14 protein-coding genes and 1 riboswitch are annotated in these 14,436 nt (G+C 46.6%); all 14 genes read left to right on the plus strand.

Going from position 1 to position 14,436, the window contains the following annotated elements:
- Nucleotides 1–561, plus strand: coding sequence for a manganese efflux pump MntP (locus KJS57_RS02815; RefSeq protein ID WP_211022686.1), 561 nt, complete (start codon nucleotides 1–3; stop codon nucleotides 559–561).
- A 56-nt stretch (nucleotides 562–617) separates the two neighbouring features.
- Nucleotides 618–1,217: a low molecular weight protein arginine phosphatase gene (locus KJS57_RS02820; protein ID WP_211022685.1), complete on the plus strand. Its 600-nt coding sequence runs from the start codon at nucleotides 618–620 to the stop codon at nucleotides 1,215–1,217.
- 50 nt (nucleotides 1,218–1,267) lie between these two features.
- A riboswitch (ZMP/ZTP riboswitch) is annotated at nucleotides 1,268–1,350 on the plus strand.
- A gap of 214 nt (nucleotides 1,351–1,564) precedes the next feature.
- A complete protein-coding gene (locus tag KJS57_RS02825) occupies nucleotides 1,565–2,149 on the plus strand; it encodes a TIGR01440 family protein (RefSeq protein WP_213653685.1) in 585 nt (194 codons plus the stop codon).
- A 36-nt stretch (nucleotides 2,150–2,185) separates the two neighbouring features.
- Nucleotides 2,186–3,436, plus strand: a complete 1,251-nt coding sequence (glyA, locus tag KJS57_RS02830) for a serine hydroxymethyltransferase (RefSeq protein ID WP_211022683.1) — start codon at nucleotides 2,186–2,188, stop codon at nucleotides 3,434–3,436.
- Between the two features lie 164 nt (nucleotides 3,437–3,600).
- Nucleotides 3,601–4,239, plus strand: a complete 639-nt coding sequence (locus KJS57_RS02835; protein ID WP_211022682.1) for a GDSL-type esterase/lipase family protein — start codon at nucleotides 3,601–3,603, stop codon at nucleotides 4,237–4,239.
- 430 nt (nucleotides 4,240–4,669) lie between these two features.
- Nucleotides 4,670–5,182, plus strand: coding sequence for a MauE/DoxX family redox-associated membrane protein (locus KJS57_RS02840; RefSeq protein ID WP_213653686.1), 513 nt, complete (start codon nucleotides 4,670–4,672; stop codon nucleotides 5,180–5,182).
- Nucleotides 5,183–5,215: 33 nt separating this feature from the next.
- Nucleotides 5,216–5,755, plus strand: coding sequence for a thioredoxin domain-containing protein (locus KJS57_RS02845; RefSeq protein ID WP_213653687.1), 540 nt, complete (start codon nucleotides 5,216–5,218; stop codon nucleotides 5,753–5,755).
- 319 nt (nucleotides 5,756–6,074) lie between these two features.
- The gene (locus tag KJS57_RS02850; RefSeq protein ID WP_213653688.1) at nucleotides 6,075–7,370 is read left to right on the plus strand and encodes an ABC transporter substrate-binding protein; all 1,296 of its coding nucleotides are present in this window, start codon (nucleotides 6,075–6,077) and stop codon (nucleotides 7,368–7,370) included.
- A gap of 60 nt (nucleotides 7,371–7,430) precedes the next feature.
- A complete protein-coding gene (locus KJS57_RS02855; RefSeq protein WP_213653689.1) occupies nucleotides 7,431–9,251 on the plus strand; it encodes an ABC transporter ATP-binding protein in 1,821 nt (606 codons plus the stop codon).
- Entirely contained in the window at nucleotides 9,248–10,135 is an 888-nt protein-coding gene (locus KJS57_RS02860; protein WP_213653690.1) for a thioredoxin domain-containing protein, read from the plus strand. Before KJS57_RS02855 ends, KJS57_RS02860 begins: the two co-directional genes overlap by 4 nt.
- A complete protein-coding gene (locus tag KJS57_RS02865) occupies nucleotides 10,128–10,586 on the plus strand; it encodes a TlpA family protein disulfide reductase (RefSeq protein ID WP_213653691.1) in 459 nt (152 codons plus the stop codon). The genes KJS57_RS02860 and KJS57_RS02865 overlap by 8 nt, the downstream gene beginning before the upstream one ends.
- Nucleotides 10,586–11,776, plus strand: a complete 1,191-nt coding sequence (locus KJS57_RS02870; RefSeq protein WP_213653692.1) for a cysteine desulfurase family protein — start codon at nucleotides 10,586–10,588, stop codon at nucleotides 11,774–11,776. Before KJS57_RS02865 ends, KJS57_RS02870 begins: the two co-directional genes overlap by 1 nt.
- A 35-nt stretch (nucleotides 11,777–11,811) precedes the next feature.
- Nucleotides 11,812–13,104 (plus strand): ABC transporter substrate-binding protein, encoded by a 1,293-nt coding sequence (locus KJS57_RS02875; protein WP_213653693.1) that lies wholly within the window; start codon nucleotides 11,812–11,814, stop codon nucleotides 13,102–13,104.
- A 19-nt stretch (nucleotides 13,105–13,123) separates the two neighbouring features.
- Nucleotides 13,124–14,413, plus strand: a complete 1,290-nt coding sequence (locus tag KJS57_RS02880; RefSeq protein WP_213653694.1) for an ABC transporter substrate-binding protein — start codon at nucleotides 13,124–13,126, stop codon at nucleotides 14,411–14,413.
- The last annotated feature ends 23 nt before the right edge of the window (nucleotides 14,414–14,436 follow it).

Genomic DNA, 14,436 nt, shown 5'->3' on the forward strand with positions numbered 1-14,436 from the left:
ATGACAGAGGCATTTGTGCGGCTGGGGGAATTGATGACCATTTTGCTTATGGCGGTTGCCTTGGGGATGGACGCCTTTTCCTTGGGGATCGGTATCGGTATGAAAGGGGTACGGCGCAACGATGCCATCCGCATCGGTTCGGCCGTAGCTCTTTTTCATGTCCTTATGCCGCTTATCGGTATTTTTGCCGGTCAATATGTGGGAGTACTGCTCGGGCATCTTGCCCGTTATGTCTCCGGCGGGTTGCTCCTGCTGCTTGGCGCTCATATGATTTATAGTTCAGTCAAAGGCAACGGTTCTCAATCGATCAATCATCGCACCTTGTGGGGAGTACTTCTATTTTCGCTTAGCGTCAGCATTGATTCTTTTTCCGTTGGAGTATCTTTAGGGATGTTTCATAGTGATCTGTTGATCACGGTGCTTGCGTTCGGTTTCTTCGGCGGACTGATGTCCATCATGGGCTTGGCTCTGGGACGGAGCGTAGGCCGGAGTCTCGGCGATTACGGGGAGGCTGCGGGGGGAGCGATTTTGCTTGCGTTTGGCCTCATGTTTATCTTCTGATACAATAGCAATGATTAAGGAAAACAGTAATGGCATCCTTGCGGAGGTGACTGAAAATGCGAATTTTGTTTGTCTGTACGGGCAACACTTGCCGGAGTCCCATGGCGGAAGGGATGATGCGCAAATTGGCCCGAGAGCGCAATATAGGAGTAGAGGTGCGCTCTGCGGGAGTTGCCGCGGCCAAAGGAATGTCGATATCGCATCATGCGGAGGCCGTACTTCGGGAACAAGGCATTGGAGATCGTATTCTATCGACACCGCTGCATGAGGAATTGGTAGAATGGGCCGATTTGATCCTGGCATTGACCGAGAGTCACAAGCGGCAAATCATCTATACATTCCCTGAGGCGGCCGATAAAATATATACGCTAAAAGAATACGCCCAAGACGACCCGGCGGTCTTAGCCGAGAGAGAAGAACTCCAGCGGCTTGCGGCCGATCTGGAATTGGACCGGGCACTGGGCAAGAAGCCGGATGAGGCGGCGCAGCGACGTCTCGCCGAGCTGCTGCAGCGGATGCCGGGTTATGACATTTCCGATCCATTCGGAGGATCTCGCGGGGAATACGACCGGACTGCGGCGGAAATCCGTAACGCTTTGATGAAGATACTGGACAAACTGGAGCAGGATCGGTTTGGCGGCAGAGCTTCCGGGTAAAAACCCGGTTGCATTTGTTCCGCTTATGTTTTATTCTTAAGCTAGTAATGAAGATCCGATGTGACTGGCGACGAAAGTGGATCAAACCACGGTGGAGCATCGGAACATACGGCCGGTCGCCTGGGCAAAGAGCACGACGCTATCTCGCGTCATGCTCTTTTTTCGTCGTAAATCCGCTTTCTTGTATGCCGTCCCTTGCCGCCTATTTACTCTAGAGGTTGAATTTATTCTCTCTTTGTATGACTTGCTCGAAGTTTGTCGTTAATATGCCTGAGGTTTTAGGTATAATAAAGATAGTTTGTTTTATCGAGACAGAGGCATCTTCGGAGTGAAAGGAGCAGGCGAACATGGAAACGGCAGAGCTTGGAGATATCCGAGGGCAGGTCGCGGAAATTTTGGAAGAGCTAGCGGGAGCCGCAGGGCTGAAGCCCGGGCGTCTGTTGGTTGTCGGTGTCAGTACTAGCGAAGTGGCGGGGGTTCGAATCGGCACAGGCGGTGCGGAGAATATCGCCGCAGAGCTGTTCGCTGGCATTGATGAGGTTCGGCAAAGACATGGGTTCGATGTCGCTTTTCAATGCTGCGAGCATTTGAACCGGGCGCTTGTCGTGGAGCGGCAGGTATTGGAACGTATGGGGCTTACGGAAGTGGCCGCCGTTCCAGTGCCGAAGGCCGGAGGTTCCATGGCGGCAACCGCTTATAAGCGGTTGATCGAGCCATGCCTGGCCGAAAGCTTGGAGGCCCATGCCGGGCTCGACATCGGCGAGACGCTGATCGGCATGCATTTGCGCCGAGTGGCCGTGCCATTTCGGCCGACCCTGCGGTACGTAGGCAAAGCCCGGGTGAACGCAGCCTGGAGCCGACCGAAGCTGATCGGCGGGGAACGCGCCGTGTACACGCTGCCGCAAAGTCAGGATTCACGGTTTTGTGACTAAGTGATTAATTATTTTAGCATAGGAGGACTAAGAAACATGGATCAATTGAGAAAGCAAGACCCGGCGGTACTGGAAGCGATGAATCTGGAGCTCAAACGTCAACGGAACAACATTGAACTGATCGCATCCGAGAACATTGTCAGCGAAGCAGTTATGGAAGCTATGGGCTCCGTATTGACAAACAAATATGCGGAAGGATATCCCGGCAAACGCTACTATGGCGGCTGCGAGCATGTCGATATCGTGGAAAATATCGCGCGCGATCGTGCGAAGGAACTGTTTGGTGCCGAGCATGCTAACGTACAGCCTCACTCCGGCGCTCAAGCGAACCTGGCCGTTTACCTTACGGCTTTGAAGCCTGGGGATACCGTTCTCGGGATGAACCTGGCCCATGGCGGTCACCTTACGCACGGCAGTCCGGTCAATGCTTCCGGCTTGTTCTATAACTTCGTGGCTTACGGAGTTCAAGAGGATTCTTTTCTTATCGATTACGATGAAGTTCGCAAAGCTGCCTTCAAACATCGCCCTAAAATGATCGTAGCTGGTGCCAGTGCTTATCCGCGCATCATCGATTTCGAAAAGCTGGCCTCTATCGCTAACGATGTAGGTGCCCTGTTCATGGTCGATATGGCTCATATCGCCGGACTCGTTGCCGCTGGATTGCATCCAAATCCAGTGCCGCATGCGCACTTCGTAACGACAACGACGCACAAAACGCTGCGCGGACCGCGCGGCGGCATGATCCTTTGCCGTCAGCCATGGGCCGCTGCTATCGACAAGGCCGTGTTCCCTGGAACGCAAGGCGGACCGTTGATGCATGTCATTGCTTCCAAAGCCGTTGCTTTGGGTGAAGCGTTGGAGCCTTCCTTCAAAACGTATGCGGAAAATGTTGTGAAGAACGCCAAGGTGCTGTCGGAAACATTGGTTTCCGAAGGCTTGAACCTGGTATCCGGCGGTACGGATAACCACTTGATGCTTATCGACACCCGCAATCTGAACATCACGGGCAAGGACGCCGAGCATGTGCTTGATTCCATCGGCATCACCGTGAACAAGAATGCCATTCCATTCGATCCGACCAGTCCGTTCGTAACCAGCGGTATCCGCATCGGTACTCCGGCCGTTACGTCCCGGGGCATGGATCAGGAAGCGATGAAGACGATCGGTCAGGTTATCGCGCTTGTCTTGAAGAATTCCAAGGATGAAGCGAGCTTGGCTAAAGCCCGTCAACAAGTGTCCGAATTGACCGATAAATTCCCTATCTATCCGGAACTCAGCTACGAATAATCGAAAATTGTAGTTTTACCGCCCGCAGATCACTGCGGGCGTTTTTTTGTGTTCTTAATCCGAATGGAAGCCCAGCCGAAGAATACGCGAATCTCCCTGTCCTGTCCCGTATTTTTTTCATACGATATTAGATACCGGAATGGATGAACGGAGGAGGTGTTGCAATGGGTTACCATTACACGGCCATAGGGGATTCATTAACGACCGGCGCGGGAGCCTGGTTGAGCGGCGGATTTGCGCCTGCTTATCGGCGTATGGCGGAGAGTCGCCTCCGTACCTCTGTAGGATATGAAAATTTAGGGGTGAACGGGCTCACCTCGCAAAAGTTGCTGCCGATGGTCCAGAGTGATCCGCGAATGCGGGCGGCGCTTCGGCGGGCCGATATCATCACCGTATCCATTGGCGCGAATGACCTTAGGCCCTATACCAAGGCTATTGCCGACGGATCTGGATTGCAAGGTTCTCAGATACCTCAAGTGTTGAACCGCACGAAAGGAAATGTGCGCCAAATCGTATATAACCTGTATCAAATCAAATCACCGCAGCGGAAGCCATTTATCATTCGGATGGTTGGCGTGTACAATCCGTTTCCGAATATCAGAGAGGCAGGGATATATGCGCGCCAGTATAACGCGTTTCTTACCACACTGGGCGGACCCAATTATCGTGTAGCGAACATTTATCCGGCGTTCGAGGGAAAAGAAAGAGAACTGCTTTTTCTGGACGGGGTCCATCCGAACAGCCGCGGTTACCGCGTCATTGCACAAGAGTTGGACCGGCTTGGCTATATGCCACTTCGGTGAATCGCGGGTAGAAGGCAATAAGCAATTTGGAAGGCCGACCAGTTTTGCTGGTGGGCCTTTTTAGTGAAGAGTAAAGGTTTTTTGGGAATCGTGTAAATACTTCAAAAAAAGTAATTGACACCAATAGAAAGGAGGATATAATCAAGATAAATGGTAACTTATAACATATAAGGATCATATCACCTCTTAATACATATTAAATGAGATCATTTCGCTCGTTTGAGCAAACGCTTGCATTTAACTTAGTGAAGTTGGATCACACCTTGTTTGGCCCCCTCGGTAACGCTGCTTCTTAGATAAATCACAAGTCGGATTTTAGGATTCCATAGATTTAATAAGGAAACATCTTCTATTGGCAAAAATGCAAACGATTGCGCAAATTGGCCTGTTTAAGAGAAATGAATACGAGATTAGGAGTTGAGATTAAAAAATGGAATGGTTTGTTTTTATTCATGTATTTGTAAGCGTTCTATTTGCCGTGTCTTCCGCAGCTAAATTTAGCAAATTATCTTCCTTCAGAGTCACATTAAGGCAGCTTAGAATTACACCTTTTTGGGCAAGAAATGTCGTAGTAGCCATTCCTCTTCTCGAATTAGTTGTTTGTGTTCTGTTGATGTTCCCCATTACGTTGCGGTATGGCGCGGTGCTTGCTCTACTTCTGCTCAGCTCTTTTGCGTGGGCAGGCTGGCGAGCCAAGGGCAGAATGGTAACCTACCAGTGGTTTGGCGGACTTATATCGGAAAGGTTTGGTATGGGGCCGCATACAAGACATCTCGTCCTCTTTCTCTTGAGCATCTATCTCCTAGTAGCACCATTTTCTTCCACGCTAACTTTAGCATCTTTCAATGAAATATCCACACTAGTGCTCTCGTCTCTAGGGATCCTGGTCATCTACACATTGGGGTTAACGCTGAGACAGTACCATAAGCTCTATCAGGAGTAGTACACATTATCTGATTAAAGGACGTGAAACGGCATGCCGCACATGTTTGATATCTCGTATTTGCTCTTATGGGCCATCGTTATTTTGATCTCTTACGGTGTGATCGTCATTTTAAAGAGCGCCATCACAACCAGAAGTATGCTTTATGAACAGCAAGAGGGTTTGCCTGAGGGAGTAGAATTCCCTCTTAACGGCCGTATTCCTATGGATGGAAGAGCTCTCAGCCTTAAGGAACATGGAAAGCTAGGTACGCTGATATTTTTAACCTCATCCCAATGCCTGGCTTGCAAAAAGCTATACTCGGTCATCAATGATGTGCAGAGGAAAATGCCTGTATACCAATATTTATTCATGATGTCCGGACCGGAGGACGAGGTAAACGCAGCCATAAAGCAATATGAGCTTCAAGTTCCGATTATTCACGTGGAGAATTTTAAGGATCTTCAAACTCCCTTTGTTCCGTTTGGATACTATGTCTCTCCGGATGGCTTGATAAAAGCAAAGGGGATCATAAACAACGAAGAACATCTACAAGCGTTGGTCAAGCATGGAGAAGAGCGGGTTTCTGCGTAGGGTCTAAGATTAGCTAAATCTGCTGTTCATGAATAAGTGGATCTTTTGAGGCTCTTTACTTAAGTTAGCTAAGGCGGTTCTGCCTTAACTATAAAAATAAATTTCTTGAAAGGAGGTGAAAAAATATGTGTTCTGGAGCTTATTTGTATACTTATTGTCAGTCTTCTGATAATTGTTCAGGTGGAAAACAACGTTGTTCTTATTATTCTAGCGGCTGCTCAATCTGCAATTGTACTACAACTTGTTAAAATTAAAGAAGTCTACCGTCAGCCGTTTAGACGGTAGACTTCTTTAATCTCTGTAAAGGGGGATGGAAGGGTTGAAATTTGCGAAAATATATATAATTGTATTATTTTTAGGTAATTTATTACTCATTACAGCATGTTCAAATACTAAAGAGCAAATAAGTTATACCAGTGATCCGGAGATGAAGGCAACTTTAAAGGTTATGACAATTGAAAGTGAAGATCAATTTATGGCGGAAGTCGGGGATTTCTTTAAGGCCAAGTATCCGAATATTGAAATAAATGTGATTAATTATTTTGGAGATAACTTGGAGAAGGCAATGAATGAGGAAAAGCCGGATGTAGTCATACATTCCGTTCAAGATTACGAACAACTTATTGAACAAGATAAACTCTATGATTTAAGTAATTTGCTTTCGAATGATAAATTCAACCTTGAAGGGGTTCATCAGGAGTTTGTTGATTATCTTAGATTGATAGGGGGCGGCAAGCTCTATGGACTTCCTCCAGAATTCCAAACTAAAGCGATTTACTATAACAAAGACTTATTTGATAAATACAAAATACCCTATCCACAGGATCAAATGACATGGGAGGAAATGATTCAATTGGCCAAACGCTTTCCTTCAGGTGATGGGGTGAGTGGTTTATACATGTTGAATTTTTCTGCCTTTGTTGATGATATGGCATGGAGCCGCGACTTAAGTATGATCAATATCAAAGATATGAAGCTGACCATTAATTCTGCATCATATAAGAAGATATTTGAAACTATAGTAGATGCATACATGTCGAAAACAGTAGTAATTCCCGAAATGGACCAGTTTGAAGTATATGATCCTTTTATTAGCGGCACTAGTGCTATGACTGTGGATTATTATTATTACATTAATAACAAGATTAACTGGGCCAAAGCGGAAAAGGGGGATAAGTTCCAATTAAATTGGGATGTAGTATCTGCTCCAGTTGATGAGAAAAGTCGGGACACCTCACCTTACTATTACTTTGGTGGAATTACAAGTATAAATGTTGACTCTGAACAAAAACAGGCAGCTTGGGAACTTATAAAGTTCGTGAATGGAGAAGAGTTTGCAAAAATGAAGTCAAAAACGTCAGGTTTCGTTCCGTCTACAAGAACGGATTTTATCTATAATCCTGAAGGGAAAAGGATGGAGGCTTTTTATGTTTTAAAGCCTAGGGACAAATGGATGCCCCATGAATACTACAGTGCTCCGCCGAAGGGCTTTTTTGCAGGTATGGAAGGAATCATTAACTCCGAACTAAAGGCTGTAACCGTGGGCGCCAAATCCCTTGATGAAGCTATAGCTTCCATGCAAGAAAGAGGGCAGCGATTGCTGGATCAGAAATAGCCTTCATGGATAGCCGGGCATTCGCCTAGATACAAAATAATGAGAAAGAGTGTAGCCGAGGTGAACCATAAGGGAGTCCTTCGTGGATTATTGTTTGAAATCGTTCCGTTCATATGGAAATCGGCTCCTGTCCGATTGGCTGTAATGATGGTCATTCGGATCGTTGAGGCCTTGCAGCCGGCGGTTCAAATCTATCTGACCAAGCGACTGGTAGAGCAAGCCGCCGTATTGTTCCAAGGAAATAAGGAAATGCTGCTGCCGGCGTTGACGACGATCAGCTGGCAGGCCCTATTTTTTCTGACTGCCCTAGGTTTAAGGTCGCTGGCTCATATGCTTCTTGTGGTGATCAAGCAAAAGGCGCAGTTTCAAATGGACCGGGAGATCGCCGATAAGTGTTCCAGACTGGATTATATCTATTTCGAGCAATCCGAATACTATGACCGCCTGCAGAGAGTCACACAAGGACTTGCTTATCGCGGGCTTTCGGTGTTGGATCATTTTTTCTTGGTGCTGCAAAGTATCATTACGTTAGTTTCACTGCTTTTTGTTCTGGCCGGGTTTCATTGGATGCTGTCCGTGGGAGTGCTGTGTTTAATCATACCTTCCTTCCTGATCAATATGAAACTGGGCCAGAAAAGATATAAGCAGATGATCGAGCAAACCCCGTCAAGCCGTAAAGTTCAATATCTTATGAGATTGATGACCAGCAGGGAGTCCGCCAAGGAAATGAAGCTGTTCAAGCTGTATCCTTACATCATCGATCAATGGGGCAAGTTGTACTGGAAAAATGCGAAGGAAAAGGCCGCGCTGGAAAAGTCGGGCCAGTGGCTTGGCGGTTTCTCCGAGACTTTTTCTTACGCGTTTACGGCCCTTGCTACTGTGGTTGTTCTTTTAATTAGTTTTACGGGCGGCCTTACGATCGGGGTCTTTGTGGCGATGATTCAGACCGTGACGACGGCCAAAGACAGTGTGATGCTGATTGCCGCGAATTTGTCGGGCATTTATGAGAACGCCCTGTTTACAAGCGAACTGATCCAGTTTCTGCATCTTCCGGATAAAAAACCGGATGAGCGAATGGAATTACGGAAGCTGGTGCCCGGATCCCATGAAGCGACGATTGGCGGTCTGGAGGTAGCGGGACTGAGCTTTACCTATCCCAATCAGAGTGTGCCTGCCTTGTCGGATGTCGAGTTTCACATTAAGCCGGGACAGCGAGTGGCTATTGTCGGACATAACGGGGCCGGTAAAAGTACGTTGGCCAAATGCCTGCTTGGCCTTTATAGACCTCAATACGGAAATGTACTTTGGAATGGGAAGGATATTTTCACGGACGAAGACGCCAAGTTGGTTAGCGCGGTTTTTCAGGATTTTATGCAGTATCAATTAACGTTGAAGGAGAATATCGGGTTCGGACAGATCTCGGCCCTGGACAATAGAGAACAGTTGAATATTGCGGCGATCAAGACAGGGGTGGACTTCATTTCACACTCACTCCCACAGGGATATGACACGCTATTGGGCCATGAATATGAAGGGGGCAAAGAATTGTCTCAAGGCCAATGGCAGAAGGTTGCGTTAAGCCGTTCCTTCTTTAATGCGGATGCCGAGCTGGTTATTTATGACGAACCCACTTCCGCACTAGACCCGATTGCCGAAGCCGCCTTATTCGAACGATTCTCCGAATTGGTGGAGGGGAAAACGAGCATTATGATTTCCCATCGGCTGGGAAGCTGCCGTAATGCGGACTTGATTTTAGTGCTGAAAGACGGACGTCTTGTCGAGCAAGGAACTCATTCCCAACTGATCCAGCGTCAAGGGGAGTATGCACGTATGTATGGAGCCCAGTCCCAATGGTATGACATGAACGGAGTGATTGCATGAAAAAAGTACTTGATCCGATAAGCAAGCTATTTATCTCTTCAAAAGCTAAGGCGCAACGTAAGGTGCTCACGGAGGGAGCTCTTCCCCGGGGAGGGAAAGTAGGCGACTTTCTTCCTCTATTTAAAGGGCGAGACCAAATGGGAAGAAAGGTGAAGTCAGAGGAGCTTCCCGGACGTCTTTCAAAATTGATTTTTCTAAGTGACAGCTGCGGGTCCTGTGTCGAAGTGCTAAAGCAGTTGGCGGGCTACTCTCAAAGAAATCATTTTCTGGTCCTGAAAGGTGATCCCGAGCCTTACTCGGATGCCGATCTGGGGGATATTTCATATAAGTTTCCTATCTTAAGGTCTTCCAAAATAATAGAGATGTTCGGAATTCAGCGGGTCCCGACCGTTGTAACCGTAAATGCGGAGGGGAGGATCGAGAGCGTCGACGAGTTAGCCAATCCCGGACAGCTGGGCTCTAGTTTGGAATTGTCCTCCCCGACATGGCCTAGCCGTGATCAGGGGTTGCCTTTAGGCAGCCTGTTTCCAGAAGGGATGGTGGGGGAGGAGGGGGGAATCGTTCTTTTCTTGTCAACGGACTGTTTGTCATGCCTGGACATTTTCTCCAAGCTTAGTACGCTCATTGAAACATGGCCCGCCAAAAGAACTATTCTCTACATTCAAGGCGACGAGTCCAAAGTGAATAAGCTTGTGAAGGAGTACCGGATTACTTCCCCGTTTGTTCTATACGGTCCTGATCAAAGGGAAAAGCTTAAAACCTCGGTTTTTCCTTATCTATATCTTCTTTCCGGGGACGGCTACGTTTTATCGAAAGGAACCGTTAGGGACGCTAAGGAGCTTGAATCATTAGTGAACATGCAAAAGGAGCCTATATATGATTAACGAAAATGGTCCGGATCTCTGGAGTTTCCTTCCGGATAAAGATTATATAGATCAGAGCGGTAACGCCCTGAATCTTCGTTCCATTCAAGAAAGAAAAGTGCTGCTGTTCATTTCAATGCACTGTGTCCGATGTATGGAGTTGGTGCCAGAGCTTCAGCAGATCCATTTGCCTCAGGCCCGCGTGATTCTATTTTCTACGGGGAGCGAAGAGGACCATAAAGAACTGGATGAATTTCTTCAGCGGAAGTGGCCGATCATTTCGCTATCTTCAGAACAAATGGAACAGGATTTTCTGATCCGTTCTCATCCCTTTGGTTTGGTCGCCAATGAGAATCATCAGATTTGTGACAAAGGGACGGTCTATTCCTCAAACGAGTTGTTGGAGTTGGTCGGAACACGTGGAGAAGGGACCCTCATAAGTGTCTTAAGAAATTATGTCAGGAGGAAATGATGAACTCTTTATATTTTGATTATTGTGCATCCACTCCTTTGCATCCTCGGGCGTATCGGACACTGATGGACTCGGCCAAGCATAATTATGCCAATCCGTCATCCATGCATGAAATGGGTTTTGAGGCGAGTCTTCGGGTGGAGGAATCCAGAGAGCAAATAGCCAGACATCTTCAAGTTAAAGCTACGGAAGTGATTTTCACGTCCGGGGCGACAGAAAGCAATAACCTTGCAATTGTAGGTGTGGCCCGGGCCTGGAAGAAGCGGACGGGGCGAAATCCCCATATTATTTTATCCCAAATTGAGCATTCTTCCGTATACCAATGCGGTAAACAACTGGCGGAGGAAGGAGTTGAAGTGTCGTTTCTTCCCGTCAACAGTAACGGGATCGTAAGTCCGGTATCCGTGAAGGAGTCACTGCAAGCCAATACCATCCTCGTGAGCGTGATGCATGTGAATAATGAAACAGGAGCCGTGCAGCCGATTGCCGAAATTGCGGAATTGCTAAAGTCGGAACCGCAAATTCATTTTCATGTGGATGGGGTACAGGGATTTGGAAAATTACAGGTTGAGTTAGAACATATCGATTTATACACTGTGTCAGGACACAAAATCGGGGGACCCAAGGGCATCGGACTGCTAGTAGCCAAAGAGTATATTGAGATAGGCCCGCTGATGTACGGCGGCGAGCAGGAACAGGGTGTAAGACCGGGCACTACGAACGTTCCCGCGGTATTAAGTTTTACCGAAGCCATCGTGGCCTCCCTTGAGGAACGGCAAGAGAAGTTTGAGTATTTGACGACTCTGCATGGTTTGGTCTGTTCCAGATTGGCTACGATTCCCGGGTTAGTAATGAATAGTCCATTACCCCCGCTTTCTTCCCCTCATATCATTAACTTTTCATATCGGGGGAGAGGGGTCACTTCGGCGATGATGATTAGCATGCTGGCCAAACAAGGAATTATAGTCTCTTCACAATCCGCTTGTTCGTCAAAGGCTAAACTTAGCAGGGTTTTAATGGCTATGACGCAGGATGAAACGATTTCTTCCAGCAGTATCAGACTCAGCTTGCATGAGATGGTTACACAGGAGGACGCCGTATACTTGGTTGCTGCTATTGAACGGATGGTAAGTCAATTGAAGTCTAAAAATAAATTCGATCTACTGCAAAAGCACCATGTGAACAGCTAATTAACATTGGCAGTGCATCGTCATGGGGGATCGTTATGAAAAAAAGATTGAAGATCGTATTAACTATTATGGTATGGTCTCTGCTTGTCGTGGCTTGTTCGCCCAATAAAGAAACGGTTAAATATGAAGGCGACTCGGAAATGACGGCCACCTTGAAAATTTTGACGATTACAGATGAAAGATATTTCAAGGAGAAGTATGGGGATTTATTCAAGGTAAAGTATCCGAATATTGAAATTCAACTAGTCCGGTATACGCCAGCTAATATGGACAAGGTAATTAAGGAAGAAAAGCCGGATCTCTTTATTCTTTCATTTGAGGAGTACAAGGAATATTTGCAAAAAAACCGGGTATATGACCTGGATGCCCTCTTCTCCAACGATGCGTTTCAACTTGAAGGAATCCACCCGGAAATCGTCAATTATTTACGACAAATTGGGAACGGGAAACTATACGGACTTCCCACTGAATTTATGAGTAAGGCGGTTTTTTACAATAAGGATTTGTTTGATAAGTACGGCATTCCCTATCCTCAAGATGGTATGACATGGGAAGAGATTTTTCAACTGGCGGAGCGGTTTCCGGCAGAAGACGGAGTGTACGGATTTTACAAGATTTTTTCCGATCTGGTGGAAGATTTGGCATGGAGTCGGGGAGTAAACCCAATTAATACGAAAGAGATGAAGGTAACATTGGACACGGCATCCTACAAAGAGATATTTGAAATGATCTGGGATGCTCATGAATCGAAGTCCGCCACATTTCCTGAGCTGGATCCATTTGAAGTCTATGATCCCTTTGTTACAGGTAAAAGTGCCATGACCGTGGATTATAACTACTATATAAAAGGTCATATCAATTGGGCCAAAGCGGAACAGGGTAACAAGTTCAATTTGAATTGGGATTTAGCCTCCGGACCGGTCAAGGAATCAAGCCGTGATACGTCACCTTATTTTCAGATCGGCGGTATTTATGCAATCAATGCGGATTCGGAGCAAAAACAGGCGGCATGGGAATACATTAAATTCGCCAGCAGCGAAGAATTGGCCAGGGTGAATTCAAAATCTCTCTCTCACCTCGGTTTGTTTACACGGACGAATGCCATCCCTAACCCGGATGGTAAGCGAATGGAAGCCTTTTATAATTTGAAACCTGACGTAAATACCCATAGTTTTGTAGATTATGATCTGCTTCCACCGAGAACTTATACGAACTTGAAAGGTATTATCGGTTCTGAAGCTAAAGCTGTAATGGTAGGTGCCAAAACCCGCGACGAGGCGATTGAATCAATGCAGGAGCGGGGGCAGCGGTTACTGGATGAGAAGTGAAGAAATAGGGGGCACAGAATTGAAAACCCGAGTAACAGCCGTGTTTGCAGGAATGATCGTTCTATCTCTTCTTATTTCCTGCTCACCCAGTAAAGAAACTGTTGAGTACGAAGGCGACCCGCAGATGAATGCCAATCTGAAAATCATGACAGTCGACAGCAAAGATGACTTTATGCAGGATTACGGCGACTTGTTTAATGCGAAGTATCCGAATATTGAACTGAATGTGGTTTCTTTTCAAGAAAGCAATCTCCAAGAAGTATTGAAGCAAGAAAAGCCCGATATCTTCCTAACCTCGCAGAACGTATATGAACAACTTCTTCATGAGAGCAAGCTGTATGATCTGGATGCATTACTTAACACAGATGCCTTTAATCTCGAAGGAGTTCATCAGGGGATTGTCGACTCCCTTAGAGACGCCGGTAACGGGAAACTATACGGACTCCCTTCCGTGTTTCTGACAAAAGCTCTATTTTATAATAAAGATTTGTTCGACAACTACGGTATTCCATATCCTCAGGACCGAATGACATGGGAAGAGGTTCTTCAATTAGCTGCACGATTTCCGGCAAGGGACGGAGTTAGCGGATTGTTTATGCGTGACTTTTACTCATTATCGGAAGATATGGCTCGCTGTTACGGACTAAGCAAGGTTAACGTCAAAGATCAGAAGGTAACGGTAAATACGGCTTCATATAAAAGTATTTTTCAAGACATTCTCGGAGCCTACGAAGCAAAGGTAGTTGTACTGCCTGAAGTTGATCTTTTCGAGGTTTATGATCCATTTATAACAGGTGCTAGTGCCATGACGGTGGATTATTACTATTACATTAACCACAACATAATCCCCGCCAAAGCGGGAACTGGAGATAAGCCTCTCTTAAACTGGGATGTAGCCACGGCTCCGGTGAAGGAGACGAACCGTGATACTTCGCCTTATTTTAACATTGCCGCTATTTTTTCTATTCATTCCGAATCGGAGCAAAAACAGGCGGCCTGGGAATTCGTTAAGTTTGTTAATGGTGAAGAATTCGCAAAAGCCAAGTCAAAAACAAATGGGTTTACGCTGCCTGCGCGAACGGATTACATTTACAACCCTGAAGGAAAGAATCTGGGCGCTTTTTATAGCTTAAGACCTGATGTGAATCCCATCCAGATCGCTTATGATAACGTCCCGAAAGGGTTTTATACCCATATGAAGGAGATTATCAGTTCCGAGGGTAAAGCCGTTATGGTCGGCGTTAAAACCCTCGACGAGGCGATTGCCTCGATGGAGGAGCGGGGGCAGAGGCTGTTAGATCAAAAATGAAAATGATAGAATGGGGGCGAACA

It is taken from the genome of Paenibacillus vini, assembly GCF_018403325.1.
Taxonomy (GTDB): Bacteria; Bacillota; Bacilli; order Paenibacillales; family Paenibacillaceae; genus Fontibacillus; species Fontibacillus vini.

Bases quoted from the DNA above. Each gene is read 5' to 3' on its own strand.
- KJS57_RS02815 (WP_211022686.1), top strand. From the start codon at position 1: ATGACAGAGGCATTTGTGCGGCTGGGGGAATTGATGACCATTTTGCTT.
- KJS57_RS02875 (WP_213653693.1), top strand. From the start codon at position 11,812: ATGAAAAAAAGATTGAAGATCGTATTAACTATTATGGTATGGTCTCTG.
- KJS57_RS02865 (WP_213653691.1), top strand. From the start codon at position 10,128: ATGATTAACGAAAATGGTCCGGATCTCTGGAGTTTCCTTCCGGATAAA.
- KJS57_RS02860 (WP_213653690.1), top strand. From the start codon at position 9,248: ATGAAAAAAGTACTTGATCCGATAAGCAAGCTATTTATCTCTTCAAAA.
- KJS57_RS02870 (WP_213653692.1), top strand. From the start codon at position 10,586: ATGAACTCTTTATATTTTGATTATTGTGCATCCACTCCTTTGCATCCT.
- KJS57_RS02820 (WP_211022685.1), top strand. From the start codon at position 618: ATGCGAATTTTGTTTGTCTGTACGGGCAACACTTGCCGGAGTCCCATG.
- KJS57_RS02835 (WP_211022682.1), top strand. From the start codon at position 3,601: ATGGGTTACCATTACACGGCCATAGGGGATTCATTAACGACCGGCGCG.
- KJS57_RS02825 (WP_213653685.1), top strand. From the start codon at position 1,565: ATGGAAACGGCAGAGCTTGGAGATATCCGAGGGCAGGTCGCGGAAATT.
- KJS57_RS02845 (WP_213653687.1), top strand. From the start codon at position 5,216: ATGCCGCACATGTTTGATATCTCGTATTTGCTCTTATGGGCCATCGTT.
- glyA (WP_211022683.1), top strand. From the start codon at position 2,186: ATGGATCAATTGAGAAAGCAAGACCCGGCGGTACTGGAAGCGATGAAT.
- KJS57_RS02840 (WP_213653686.1), top strand. From the start codon at position 4,670: ATGGAATGGTTTGTTTTTATTCATGTATTTGTAAGCGTTCTATTTGCC.